This window comes from Paraburkholderia caffeinitolerans, assembly GCF_902859945.1.
Classification (GTDB): domain Bacteria; phylum Pseudomonadota; class Gammaproteobacteria; order Burkholderiales; family Burkholderiaceae; genus Paraburkholderia; species Paraburkholderia caffeinitolerans.
Genome location: NZ_CADIKL010000010.1, coordinates 85,884 through 98,038, shown reverse-complemented (window position 1 = coordinate 98,038; position 12,155 = coordinate 85,884). Strand labels below are relative to the sequence as shown.

General features: G+C 63.6%; 12 protein-coding genes. 4 read left to right on the top strand and 8 right to left on the bottom strand.

The annotated features are described in order from the left end of the window. Nucleotides 1–243: 243 nt before the first annotated feature. Nucleotides 244–1,560, top strand: coding sequence for an MFS transporter (locus tag HV773_RS12470; RefSeq protein WP_129564145.1), 1,317 nt, complete (start codon nt 244–246; stop codon nt 1,558–1,560). A gap of 45 nt (nt 1,561–1,605) precedes the next feature. Then, entirely contained in the window at nt 1,606–2,403 is a 798-nt protein-coding gene (locus tag HV773_RS12465; protein WP_129564146.1) for a class II aldolase/adducin family protein, read from the top strand. A gap of 80 nt (nt 2,404–2,483) precedes the next feature. On the opposite strand, the gene HV773_RS12460 is transcribed toward HV773_RS12465, so the two are convergent. From HV773_RS12460 to HV773_RS12440, 5 genes are read right to left on the bottom strand one after another with little or no spacing between them, the layout of a single operon-like run. Continuing rightward, entirely contained in the window at nt 2,484–3,983 is a 1,500-nt protein-coding gene (locus HV773_RS12460) for an aldehyde dehydrogenase (RefSeq protein WP_129564147.1), read from the bottom strand. Nucleotides 3,984–4,012: 29 nt separating this feature from the next. After that, the gene (locus HV773_RS12455) at nt 4,013–5,743 is read right to left on the bottom strand and encodes a thiamine pyrophosphate-binding protein (protein WP_129564148.1); all 1,731 of its coding nucleotides are present in this window, start codon (nt 5,741–5,743) and stop codon (nt 4,013–4,015) included. Next, complete coding sequence (locus tag HV773_RS12450; RefSeq protein WP_129564149.1) at nt 5,740–6,702, bottom strand: HpcH/HpaI aldolase/citrate lyase family protein; 963 nt, start codon at nt 6,700–6,702, stop codon at nt 5,740–5,742. Before HV773_RS12450 ends, HV773_RS12455 begins: the two co-directional genes overlap by 4 nt. After that, entirely contained in the window at nt 6,699–7,349 is a 651-nt protein-coding gene (locus HV773_RS12445) for an RraA family protein (RefSeq protein WP_129564150.1), read from the bottom strand. Before HV773_RS12445 ends, HV773_RS12450 begins: the two co-directional genes overlap by 4 nt. A 10-nt stretch (nt 7,350–7,359) precedes the next feature. Further along, entirely contained in the window at nt 7,360–8,688 is a 1,329-nt protein-coding gene (locus HV773_RS12440; RefSeq protein WP_217481908.1) for an MFS transporter, read from the bottom strand. Between the two features lie 191 nt (nt 8,689–8,879). On the opposite strand from HV773_RS12440, the gene HV773_RS12435 reads away from it, so the two are divergent. Further along, nucleotides 8,880–9,845: a LysR family transcriptional regulator gene (locus tag HV773_RS12435; RefSeq protein WP_129564151.1), complete on the top strand. Its 966-nt coding sequence runs from the start codon at nt 8,880–8,882 to the stop codon at nt 9,843–9,845. A 20-nt stretch (nt 9,846–9,865) separates the two neighbouring features. Here HV773_RS12435 and HV773_RS12430 read toward each other — a convergent pair whose 3' ends face one another. Beyond that, nucleotides 9,866–10,498 (bottom strand): potassium channel family protein, encoded by a 633-nt coding sequence (locus HV773_RS12430; protein ID WP_227875458.1) that lies wholly within the window; start codon nt 10,496–10,498, stop codon nt 9,866–9,868. 235 nt (nt 10,499–10,733) lie between these two features. Here HV773_RS12430 and HV773_RS12425 point away from each other — a divergent pair, with 235 nt between their 5' ends. After that, a complete protein-coding gene (locus tag HV773_RS12425) occupies nt 10,734–10,928 on the top strand; it encodes a MipA/OmpV family protein (protein WP_484555906.1) in 195 nt (64 codons plus the stop codon). Nucleotides 10,929–10,941: 13 nt separating this feature from the next. Here HV773_RS12425 and HV773_RS12420 read toward each other — a convergent pair whose 3' ends face one another. Together HV773_RS12420 and HV773_RS12415 are read right to left on the bottom strand one after the other, a co-directional pair. Continuing rightward, complete coding sequence (locus HV773_RS12420) at nt 10,942–11,700, bottom strand: SDR family oxidoreductase (protein WP_129564152.1); 759 nt, start codon at nt 11,698–11,700, stop codon at nt 10,942–10,944. Nucleotides 11,701–11,742: 42 nt separating this feature from the next. Next, entirely contained in the window at nt 11,743–12,144 is a 402-nt protein-coding gene (locus HV773_RS12415) for a nuclear transport factor 2 family protein (protein ID WP_129564153.1), read from the bottom strand. Between the last annotated feature and the right edge of the window lie 11 nt (nt 12,145–12,155).

The window sequence follows — 12,155 nt, the reverse complement described above, 5'->3', positions numbered from 1 at the left end:
AAATCCGGCGAATGCGGAGCGCGCGGCGACGTACGGCGGCCGATCTTCTTATCGAGCGATGCCCAAGAATAAATCTGCGTTATAGGCCGAATAAGAAAATAGAATTTTACGCAGCTATTTTGACATCAGATAAACAGGCCTTCCCCAATTTTTCGTGGTCATGCCGTCGCGTTGCGCGTCCCATGTCGCGCGTACGGCGAGCGGCATGACCGGCAGCCAGGCCATTCCTGAATCAGGTGCCGCATGTCCCACTCCGAGCAAGCCCAGCAGTCGCAACCTGTGCGGGCGGCAACAGCCGCTTTCATTGGCACGGCCGTCGAATTCTACGATTACTACACGTATGCAACCGCGGCCGCGCTTGTGCTGGGCGAGGTGTTCTTCCCCAGCTCGAACCATTTTCTGAGCACGATGGCATCGTTCGCGACGTTCTTCGTCGGCTTCATCGCACGGCCGCTCAGCGGCGCCGTGTTCGGGCATCTCGGCGACAAGATCGGCCGCAAGAAGATGCTGATCCTGACGATGTTCATGATGGGCGTCGCCACGACGGCGATCGGCTTCCTGCCTGGCTACGCGACAATCGGCGTCTGGGCGCCGATCCTGCTCGTGCTGCTGCGTATCCTGCAGGGCGTCGCGGTTGGCGGCGAGTGGGGCGGCGCGGTGCTGATGGCAAGCGAGCATGCGCCAAAGGGACGAAAAACCTTTTTCGCGTCGCTGCCGCAGATGGGCAGCCCGGCCGGCCTGATCCTGTCGCTGCTGTCGTTCCGGCTGGTCTCGTCGCTCGACCACGAGAGTTTTGTTGCATGGGGATGGCGCCTGCCGTTCCTCGCGAGTTTCATTCTGCTCGTCATCGGCATCGTGATACGTGTCGGTGTGAATGAGTCGCCCGAGTTCGAACGCATGAAGAAGAACCGCGAGGAGGTGAAGTTCCCGGTTGCGGAAGTGCTGCGGACCGCGTGGTATCCGATTCTGCTCGCCGCGATGGCGACCACGATTGGATCGGCGGGCTTTTTCTTCACGAATACCTTCATGATCTCGTACGTCACCACGTACCTTGGCATGTCGAAATCGTTCATTCTCGACTGCCTGTTCGCCGTAACGATCATCCAGCTTCTGTCGCAGCCGGTCTCCGCGCTGCTTGCCGAGCGCCTGGGCGAGACGCGCTTTCTCACGCTTGCCGCGCTGCTGTGCATGGCCGCGCCTTATCCGATGTTCATGCTGGTGCGCACCCAAAGCCCGGTTCTGATCGTCATCGGCATTTCGCTGGCCGTGGTGACGCTGTCCGCGGTCTATGCCGTGATCGCCGGATTCATGACGCCGGCGTTCCCGACACGCGTGCGGTATTCCGGCATCTCGATCGCGTATCAACTCTGCGTGACCATTGCCGGCGGTACCACGCCTCTGATCGGCACGATGGTCGCCGACCGCTACAAGGGCGAATGGCTGCCGCTAGCGGTGTTCTTCACGATCCTCTCGGCGATTTCACTGATCGGCATTGTCGGCCTCGGCCGCTATCGAAACGGCAAGCGTACGGATGAGACGGGCGCGGTGCTGGCGAATTGATCGCCTGTCGGCTGGCACGGCGTTCCTCAACTTCTGGATTATCAAATGACCTTCACGGATACCCTGAATCACGCGAGCGGGCGTACGCCATCGATGACCGATGTGGAATGGCAGGTCCGCTGCGATCTGGCCGCGCTCTATCGTCTCATCGCGCATTTCCGCATGACCGACATGATCGATACGCACATCACCGCGCGTATTCCGGGCGACGAACCGGCGTTCCTGATCAACCGGTACGGCGTGCTGTTTCATGAGATGCGGGCGTCGGACCTCATCAAGATCGACCTGCATGGCAATGTAATTGACGAAAGGGCGGCGGAAGATTCGGAGTACTTTGCGGTGAACGCCGCCGGTTTCACGATTCATTCGGCGGTTCATGCGGCGCGCGACGATATGCACTTCGTCGTTCACACCCACACGGCGGCGGGGTCGGCCGTGTCGGCGCAGGAGCAGGGTCTGCTGCCCATCAGCCAGCATGCGCTGAAGTTCTACGGCAAGCTGGCCTATCACGACTACGAGGGGATCGCGCTCGATCACGGCGAGCGTGAACGGCTGGTGCGGGATCTCGGCACGCACCGGGCCATGATCCTGCGTAATCACGGATTGCTCGCGGGCGGCGAGTCCGCGGCGGCGGCGTTCCATGAGATCTACTTTCTGGAGCGTGCGTGCCAGATTCAGGTTCAGGCGCTGGCCGGTGGCGCGCGCTTGCGGATTCCATCCGATAAGGTATGCGAACTGACCGCGAGTCAATTCAATCGTGAGGAATCGCCGTTGATTGCGGAGCGGGCGTGGCGAGCGGCGCTTCGATTGATTGTGAATGCAGAGTCCGATTATCGGACTTGAGCGCGCTGGAATGCAGTTGAGTTCGGACCGGGCAATGCCCGGTCCTATTTCATTGCGTGACTGTTCTTACTCAGTCACGATCAGTCACGAAGATCGATCCAGGTGGTTTTGAGGTCGCTGTACTTGTCGAGCGCATGCAATGACTTGTCGCGACCGAAGCCCGACTGCTTCACGCCGCCGAACGGCACCGTGATGTCGCCGTCCGCATAGCAGTTCACCCAGACCAGTCCGGCGCGCAACTTGCGCGAGAGCCGGTGCGCACGGCCGACGCTGCGCGTCCACAGGCCCGCGCCCAATCCGTAGACGGAATCGTTCGCGAGCCGGATGGCATCGTCTTCGTTCTGGAAGCGCTGGACCGCGAGCACCGGGCCGAACACTTCCTCGCGCACGATCGACAGATCCTGCGATCCGCATTCGAATACGGTGGGCTCGATGTAGAACCCGCCGCTTTCCGTATTCAGACGCCGGCCGCCGGTGCGCAGCTTCGCGCCTTCATGCGTGGCTGCTTCGATCCGTTGCAAGATCGACGTCATCTGGCGTTCGTCGACGATCGCGCCCATCGGCGCGGCCGGGTCGAGCGGATGGCCGGGCGCCATCGCTTGCGCATGCGTGATCAGCTTGTCCATGAACGCGTCATAGATGCCATCCTGCACATACAGGCGCGAACCCGCGATGCACACCTCGCCCTGATTCGTGAAGATCGCCTGCGCGGCGACCCGCGCGGCGCGATCGAGATCGGGGCAATCGTCGAATACGAGGTGAGGGGATTTGCCGCCGCATTCGAGCCACACGCGTTTCAGATTCGAGTCCGCCGAATAGCGCATGAAGCGCTTGCCGGTTGCCGTCGAGCCGGTGAATGCGATGCAATCGACGTCCGGATGCAGACCGAGCGCCTGGCCCGCGACGGCGCCGGTTCCGGGCAGCACGTTGAAGACGCCCGGCGGGATGCCGGCTTCGTGCGCGAGCGCGGCGAGCCGCAGCGCGCTCAGCGACGCCTGCTCCGCAGGCTTCAGGATCACGCTGTTGCCCATGGCGAGCGCCGGCGCGACCTTCCACGCGGCCATCATCAACGGGAAATTCCACGGGACCACGGCGGCGACCACGCCGACCGGCTCGCGCGTGATGGTCGCGAGCGCGCCGTCGCCGGTGGGCGCGATTTCGTCGTACTGCTTGTCGAGCGCCTCGCCGTACCACGCGTAGCAGTGCGCGGTTTCCGGGATGTCGAACAGCAGTGCGTCGCGCACGGGTTTGCCCATGTCGAGGGACTCGATCAACGCAAGGTCTTCGGCATGCTGCTCGATCAGCGTCGCGAGTCGTTGCAGGCGGCGCTTGCGCTCGCGCGGTGCGAGACCGCGCCAGACGCCGTCGTCGAATGCGCGGCGCGCGGCGCGGACCGCGCGATCGACGTCGGCTTCGCCGCATGCCGCGAGGTCCGCGAGCTTGCGGCCATCGATGGGGCTGAAGCAGGCAAAGGTGGCGCCGTCGGCCGCCGGCGTGAAGCTGCCGTCGATATACGCGAGGCCGTCGAAGCGCAGGCTCGCGGCGCGCGCCTGCCAGTGTTCGTGTGTGTGTTGTGACATGTGGGTACGCAGGTCAGATCAGATCAGGTTCATTCGGCGGCGCTTGCTTGTCGCTGGCGCGCCAGAGCCGCGTCGCGGATCGCGGACAGCGTTTCGCCCGGGGCGATGCCATTGGCGTCGTAGCGCACCTCCAGCAGTGCCGGAAGATTCTCGCGGTTCGCGAATTCGCATGCGCGCGCGAGTGCTGCGGCGAAGTCCTCGGTGCGTTCGACGACTTCGCCCTGGCCGCCGTAGCAGCGCACGAGCGCGGCGAAATTGGGGTTTTCGAAGCTGAGCGCGATGTCGCGGCCGGGGAACTCGCGTTCCTGATGGGCGCGAATCGTGCCGTAGATGCTGTTGTTGAACACGAGCACGACCACGCCGACCCGATACTGGAGCGCGACGCCCAGCTCCTGCAGGTTCATCTGGAAGCAGCCGTCGCCGGCATAGCAGACGACCGTGCGTTCGGGCTGCTCGAGCTTGGCGGAGATCGCCGCGGGCAGACCGTAGCCCATCGAGCCGACGGTCGGCACGAGACTCGTGCCGGGGCCGGTATAGCGGCGATAGCGATGCGGATAGAGCGCGTAATTGCCGGCGCCGACGGTGATGCACGCGTCGTGCGGCAACTGCTCGCTGGCGATCGCGGCGATCGCGTCGAGCGACAGCGGCCCCGGCGACGGCAGCGGTTCAAGGCTCGCGAGATAGTCGGCGTGCGCACGCTCGACCCAAGCCGCGCGTTGCGGATGAACGGCGGGCGATAGCTTCGCCACCGCGCTCGCGAAGCTCGCGACGTCGGCAACGATGGCTTGGGCCGGCGTGAACACGCGTCCCAGCTCGCTCGCCTCCGGATACACATGGATTAGCTTTTGCCGCGGCATCGGGCTTTCGATCACGCTATAGCCTTCCGTGGTCGCCTCGCCGAGCCGCGTGCCGACAGCGAGAATCAGATCCGCGTCGCGCACGCGCTGGCGCAATTCGGCCGTCATCGCCCAGCCGACGTGGCCGGCCGCGTTCGGATGGCGCTGGTCGAAGCATTCGAGACGACGCCACGCAGTGCCGACCGGAATCTGGAAGCGCTCGGCAAAACCCGCGACGTCGCGCATGGCGTCATGGGTCCAACCGGTGCCGCCAACGATCATCAGCGGACGTTCCGCTTGCTCGAGCAGCGCGGTCATGCGCGCGAGATCGGACCCGCCGGGGTGGCTGTGCACGCGCTGGTAGCGCGGCAGGTCGTCGACTTCGGCGGTGCCCCACAGCGTGTCTTCGGGCAGTGCGAGCACGACCGGGCCGGGGCGGCCGCTGGTCGCGACCGTGAACGCGCGTGCAATGTATTCGGGGATCCGGTCGGTGCGGTCGATCTGCGCGACCCACTTCGCCATCTGCCCGAACATCCGCCGATAGTCGATCTCCTGGAATGCCTCGCGCTCGTAGAAGTCGTTGCCGACCTGGCCGATGAACAGAATCATCGGCGTGGAATCCTGGAACGCCGTATGCACGCCGATGCTCGCGTTGGTCGCACCGGGGCCGCGCGTCACGAAGCAGATGCCCGGCTCGCCGGTGAGCTTGCCATACGCCTCGGCCATATAGGCCGCGCCACTTTCCTGACGGCAGACGATGGGTTCGATCGCATCGCGATGTTCGTTGAATGCATCGATGCACGGCAAATAGCTTTCGCCGGGAATCATGAACAGGCGGCGCACGCCATGGATGCGCAGTTGCTGCATCAGGATCTGGCCGCCGTTGCGGCGGGGGCGCGAAATTTCGGTGAGGCTGGACGTCAAGAAAGTTCTCCTTGGGAAGACGCGGACCGAATCGTGTCGGCCCACGCCTGGAATTCGGCGGCGCGCACGAGGCGGCGCCGGGCCGTATGGAAATCGGGGGCATCGATGCGCGGTTCGATGTTCTGTTGCGCGGCCTGGGGTGAGGTCTGGGGTACGGCCTGGAAGCGCGCAACGATGTCGCGCGCTTCGCTTAGCTGCGCTTCGGACGGTGTCAACGCCGCATGGATCGCGTGCACCTGTTCCGGATAGACGGAGCATTTCGCGCGCAATCCGATCCGTCGCGCCCACGCCAGATCGGTGGCCAGGGCGTGGGCGTCGCGGTAGTTGAACGGACAGTCGATCGCGATGCGGCCCGCCGCCGTGCACTCGACGTGGAAGCGCCCGCGCAGGTGCGCGAGCTCCACGCCATCTGGGCCGCGCTCGGCGCCGAGATCGGCGCTCAGGTCCTCGGCGGCCAGCAGGGCGGCGCGAATGCGCGGGCTGGCGGCAAGGATCTCCTGCACGCGCACGAAGCCGAGCGCGGACTCGATCGTCGGCACGATCTCGGTCGAGCCTGGCGGCAGACCGAGCGCGGCCTCCGATTCGTCGAGCGCGTTCGCGAGGTTGACGATGTCGTCGCGGCCTTGCACGTGGGGCAGGAAGATCGCGTCGGGCTGGCCCGGCATGACGCCATGGAGATCCGCGAGACCGTCGTCGGCAAGCCGGTTGATGCGGACCGCGCCTACCGTGCCGGCAGCGCGGCAGCGCGCCATCAGCGCCGCGATGCGCGGCCGCGCGGCCGGACGTACGGCGGCCGGCGTGAACTCCTCGAGATCGGCGACGATGACGTCCGCGCCGCTGTCGAGCGCAGCCTGGTGTGCGTCGTCGTCGTTGCCGGCGGTGAACAGCCAGCTTCGGCGCAGGTGCACGGGGCGGCGAAGGGGGGGCGATGAGGTGGTCGATGCGGTGGTCGATTTCATCGGCTCAACTCCGCGGGTTCGGCGCTTGCGCCGTGCAGCACCGCCGCCGCCGGCTCGCCTTGGCGCAGACGCTCGAGTATCGCGGGCTCCGCGCGATCGGATTCGAGCGCGGCGTCGATCACGCTTGCGAGCGTCGAGGCATCGGTGAACAGCAGGCCGTTGTCGTCGCCGAGCACGATCGCGCCGGGTTCGACCACGACGCCGCCGCATTGCGCCGGCACATCGAACAGGCTCGTGCCGCAATCGAGCCGCTTCGTGGTCAGCACGCTCGTGCCGCGCGCGAACACGGGCAGGCGTGCAGCATGCAACTCGACGAGATCGGTCACGACGCCATCGACGACGATGCCCGCCGCGCCTGCATGCAGCGCGGCGGTGACGGTGACCGCGCCCACCGGCGCATGCTGGTGGTCGCCGCACATGTCGATGACCAGCACGTCGCCCGGTGTCAACCGCGCGAGCGCACGATTGACGGCGATTGCGTCGTGATGCTGAAGCTTCAGCGTGCGCGCGCGGCCGATCATCTTCACGTTCGGCAGCAGTGCGCGCAGCCGATAGTCGGCGAATCCGGTTTCGAGAAAATGGCCGAGCGTGGGGAAGCTGACGGTTTCCAGTTGCCGCGCCAGCACGGGATCGATAGTGTTCGACATCGCATGCTCCTCAGTGCGAGCCGGTGGCCGCGATGTCGGTTTTCATCGTCTCGGTCAGCAGCAGCAAGGCGATTGCCGACACGAGGGCCGAGCCGATCATGTACCACGCGACCGACGAGCCGCGGCCCGTTGCGGACAGCAGGGCGGTCGTGACGATTGGCGTCGCCGCGCTGCCGAGCAGGCCCGACAACATGTAGCTCACAGAAAGACCGGAGTAGCGCACACCCGTGCCGAACAGCTCGGCGAGAAACGTTGCGATGGGGCCGTAGTTGGCGGCGAAGGCCGTCATCATCAGCAGATAGCCGACCAGCGCGAGCGCGAACGACTGGGTATCGAGCAGCCAGAACATCGGAAACGCGAACAGCGCTTCGGCGATGATGCCGCCGACGATCACCGGCTTGCGCCCGATCTTGTCGGACAGCCGGCCGAACAAGGGCAGCAGCGCGATGCAGAGTGCACACGAGATCAGTGCGATGGCGAGCATCGCGGTGCGCGTGAAATGCAGCGTCTGGGTGCCGTAGGTCAGGCCGAACGCGACCATCAGATTGAACGACGTGCCGGTCGACATGGTTGCGATGCCGCCCAGCAGCACTTCCTTCCACGAACGGCGCATCACATCGGCGATGGGCAGCTTCACTTGCGCGGACGTGTTCTTGATCTTCTTGAAGGAAGGCGTTTCGGAGGTATTGAGCCGGATATAGAGGCCCACGCCGACGAGCAGCGCGCTCGCCACGAAGGGGATGCGCCAGCCCCACGACAGCAGGTCGGCCTGCGAGATCACCGCGCTGCACAGCAGGAACACGAGGTTCGCGATCAGCGTGCCGGCCGGAACGCCGATCTGCACCCACGAGCCGTAGAGCCCGCGCTTCGAAGCCGGCGCGTGTTCGACGGCCATCAGCACCGCGCCGCCCCATTCGCCGCCGAGCGCGAGGCCCTGGATAATGCGCAGCGTCAGCAGCAGCACGGGCGCCCACATGCCGATTGCGCCATAGTTCGGCAGCAGGCCGATCGCGAACGTCGCGCAGCCCATCAGGATCAGCGAGAACAGCAGCATGGATTTGCGGCCGAGCCGGTCGCCGAAATGACCGAACAGCGCCGCGCCGACGATCCGCGCGAGATACGCGGACGCGAACGTGCCGAATGCGAGCAGTGTGCCGATCAAGGGTACGAAGCTCGGAAAGAACACCTTGTTGAATACCAGCGCCGAGGCGGTGGCGAACACGAACAGGTCATACCATTCGACGGTGGTGCCGATGACGCTGGCAACCGCGATCTTCCGCATGTCGCTGGAAGCGGCATGATCGTCGCTGGACGCGGTGATGGGGTGTAGGGTGGACATGATGGACTCGGACAGTGGCAAGGGGCCGGGGATTGAATGCCGCGTCGGCTGATGCGGAACAGGTGCCTTTATCCGGTTCCAATAAAGATAAGTAAAATTCTGGTTTCTTATCCCGCGTATTAATTGAATCAATACGCTCGCCGGCGCAAGCCGGATGGGGACTTTACGAAGCATGAACGACGAGACTCGCCATGAACAAAGGTCGAACCGACACCTATCTGAATGACCGTCTCGACTGGAATCTGCTGCGCACGTTTCTCGTCATTGCGCACGAGAAGAGCGTGAGCCGGGCGGCGACGCGCCTGCACCTGACCCAGCCCGCGGTGAGCCAGGCGTTGCGCCGGCTCGAAGATCAGATTGGCGTGCGCCTCGTCGATCGGGGCGGACCGCGCCTCGAGATTACCCCCGCCGGACTCGAAGTCCGGGCGATCGCGGAGGAAATCTATGGGACGATCTCGCGCCTTTCGCTAACGGACGTCGATCACCAGCAGGACGTTGCGGGTCTGGTGCGGATCGGCACGGTGAGCGGCGTGGAATTTCCGGCTTACGACGACTTTCTCGCCGCGTTTCACCGCACGCATCCACGCATCGAGTTCGAGAGCCAGGTGATGCGCAGTGCCGACGTCGTGAACAGTCTGCAGCAAAAGGCCGTGACGATTGGCCTGACGCCGCGGCGCACGCTGCCCAAGCGTATTAATGAACGGATATTTCTGCGCCAGCATTACGCGTTGTTCTGCGGGCGGCATCATCCGCTATTTGGCCGCGAGGACCTGCGAGTCGCGGATCTCGCTGGCGAGTCGTTCGTGTCGTTTGCCGGTGACAAGGTTGGCGATCACTTGTCGCCATTGACGATTTTCCGCGACGAAATGGGCTTCACGGGCCGCGTCGTGGCATCGTCGTCGAATATGGCCGAGATCAAGCGATTCATTTTTGCGGGGCTCGGCATTGGCTGTCTGCCTGAGCACATCGTCAGAGACGACGCGTCCGATGGACGATTTCAACGCCTCCCGCCTGGCGAAGGCGTGGCCGATCTCGACGTTTATCTCATCTGGTCGGAGGACCGCAAACTCAATGCAGCCGAGTCAGCATTTCTGAATGCGCTACACGCATTTCTCGATGCGCAGGACCCGCTTCCGAAAGTGCCGGAGGCACCGTGAAACGTAACCCCCTGCGAATATTAATTGCCGTTGGTGCGGTCCGGCCTTTGGCGGTTTTGCGGCGGGTAGACGCCCGCGAGCCGCGCAATCAAGATGGCGACGAATAGCGCGCCAACGATTTGCTCGACGACGCAAATCCCGCGCGCCGGGCGGCTAAATGGCGTGATGTCGCCGAATCCCGTGCTGGTCAATACCGTGAAGCTGAAATAGACGAGGTCGTAAAATGTGGCCGAGGTCCGGCTGCCAAACAGGAAGAACGAGTCCTTGTAAAAATAATCGACAAGGGAATAGAGATAGGCCCAGAAAAAACCAATGAGCAGATAGGCCGAAGCCGCGCCAAAGAGCTTGTCTGCCGTCATGACCTCTCGCTGGAACACATAGCGCAGCAGGTAGACAATCGTTGCGGCGTAGAGCAGGGCATCAAAACATAGCGACTTGACGAGCGCACCCGGGTCGGCGCCGGATAACGCAAGCCACTGGAATGCCAGCGCCGGAACTGCCAGCACAACGGCAATCGTGAATGGAAGTGTGGAGCGGCCAACCGAGGCTACGGCGGCGACGATAATCAATGTGCTGGCAACGCTGATCGCAAAGCGCCCAATCGCCGTAGGTTCGATGAACGGCACGGCGACGATAAAAAGCATCAGCACCATGAAGAGATAAAAGCAGCGTTGGAAGAAAATTCGCCCAAATGCCGCACCTACATGACGGAGCACCATATTGAAAAGGAAAATAGACCAAGAATGGTGAAGGTGACGCCTGCTTCGATCAGTATATCTTAGCCATCCATTCGACTGCCGCATGGCTCCTTATTTGAACGATCCTCGTGAAAAAACTCAGAAGCGGTTGCCGAGCTGGAAATAGACGTTATAGAACGCGGCGTCGGGCTTGCCGCAGTACGCAACGGGTTCCGGCGTGCGCGATCTGCATATGACGTTCTACGCGTCACACGATTTTTCGAAGCACTGGGTGGGCTCGGTGAATGCGACGCTTGGGCGTTTGCAGCACTATGCCGCCGCCAGCCCAATCACCGAAAGCCGCCGCGAACTGACGACGTTCGCGGCGCTCGACTACCGGCTTTAACGGCTCTAAATTTCTACGCCTGGCTGAATAGCGCCACGGCCTGCGTATTGAACTCGTTGACGAAGCCATGCTCGTTCGCGCCCGGATTCGCACGGAACGGCTTCGCGGCTTCCACCAGCACCTCGTTCGCATCGGTGCCGAGCACGGCCATGGTTTCCGCGATGAAGGCGTCGAGCGGCATCGCCTGCTCGGCCTCGCGGCTGTTCATGAGGTCGGTGCGCACCCAGGGCGGGGCGATCTCCAGCACGCGCACGTTCGTGTCGCGCAGCATGAAGCGTTGCGAAAGAATGTACGAATGCAGCGCCGCCTTGGTCGACGAATACACCGCCGTCACCGCCATCGGAACGAAGGCGAGCACCGAACTCGTATAAGCCACCACGGCGTCGTTTCGTGTCTTGAGATGGTCGATCAGCGCCGATGTCATGCGGATCGGCCCCAGCAAATTCGTGGTGGTGGTGGCGACCAGCAGGGCGTCGTCGATGTGGCCCGCAGCGTTGTCGGGCTCCATGATGCCCGCGTTGTTGATCAGCACGTTCAGATCGGGGTAGTCCGCGATCAGTTGCGCCGCAATGCGCTCGATGCTAGCCGGGTTGGTCATGTCGAGCTCGACGGCGGCCATGCCCGGATTGGCCGCGACCACCGCGTCCAGATGGCTGCGCCGCCGCCCGCTGATGATGACCTTGTTGCCGCGCTGATGGAGCGCTTCGGCGAGTGCGCGGCCAATTCCCGAGGTGCCGCCCGTGATGAAGATCGTGTTGCCGGTGAGTTTCATGATCGTACTCCTGAGTAAATGATGTGAATCAGGCTGCAAGGGTCAGACAGGGAAACGTTCGCCGAACATCGGCAGGCCGCTCGCGGATTCGGCTTGGGTCGCCTCGTCCTGAAGCACGTCCCAATGCTCGGCAAGCTTGCCGTTTTCGAAGCGGACGATGTCGGCCGCGATCCATGCCGCCGGTCTGCCGTGTCCCGAGAAGCGGCCATGAGCAATCACGTAATCGCCTTCGGCCACGATTAGTTGGTTCCGGTAGTTCAACGAGCGAGGCAAGGTGCGCACCAGATCGAACAGGCCGCCGCGTCCCGGGGCGATGTGGGCGCTGTGCTGAATGTAATGCTCGGACCAGAAACGCTCGGCCGCAACGTAGTCGCGTTTATTGAACAAGGTGTCGAATGCTTCCAGCACGAGCGCCTTGTTCTGTTCAGGCGTGGTCTTCGTCATGATGATTCCCT

Coding starts and splice junctions, on each gene's coding strand:
- HV773_RS12435 (WP_129564151.1), top strand. CDS start 8,880: ATGAACAAAGGTCGAACCGACACCTATCTGAATGACCGTCTCGACTGG.
- HV773_RS12460 (WP_129564147.1), bottom strand. CDS start 3,983: ATGTCACAACACACACACGAACACTGGCAGGCGCGCGCCGCGAGCCTG.
- HV773_RS12440 (WP_217481908.1), bottom strand. CDS start 8,688: ATGTCCACCCTACACCCCATCACCGCGTCCAGCGACGATCATGCCGCT.
- HV773_RS12430 (WP_227875458.1), bottom strand. CDS start 10,498: ATGGTGCTGATGCTTTTTATCGTCGCCGTGCCGTTCATCGAACCTACG.
- HV773_RS12415 (WP_129564153.1), bottom strand. CDS start 12,144: ATGACGAAGACCACGCCTGAACAGAACAAGGCGCTCGTGCTGGAAGCA.
- HV773_RS12450 (WP_129564149.1), bottom strand. CDS start 6,702: ATGAAATCGACCACCGCATCGACCACCTCATCGCCCCCCCTTCGCCGC.
- HV773_RS12420 (WP_129564152.1), bottom strand. CDS start 11,700: ATGAAACTCACCGGCAACACGATCTTCATCACGGGCGGCACCTCGGGA.
- HV773_RS12445 (WP_129564150.1), bottom strand. CDS start 7,349: ATGTCGAACACTATCGATCCCGTGCTGGCGCGGCAACTGGAAACCGTC.
- HV773_RS12470 (WP_129564145.1), top strand. CDS start 244: ATGTCCCACTCCGAGCAAGCCCAGCAGTCGCAACCTGTGCGGGCGGCA.
- HV773_RS12465 (WP_129564146.1), top strand. CDS start 1,606: ATGACCTTCACGGATACCCTGAATCACGCGAGCGGGCGTACGCCATCG.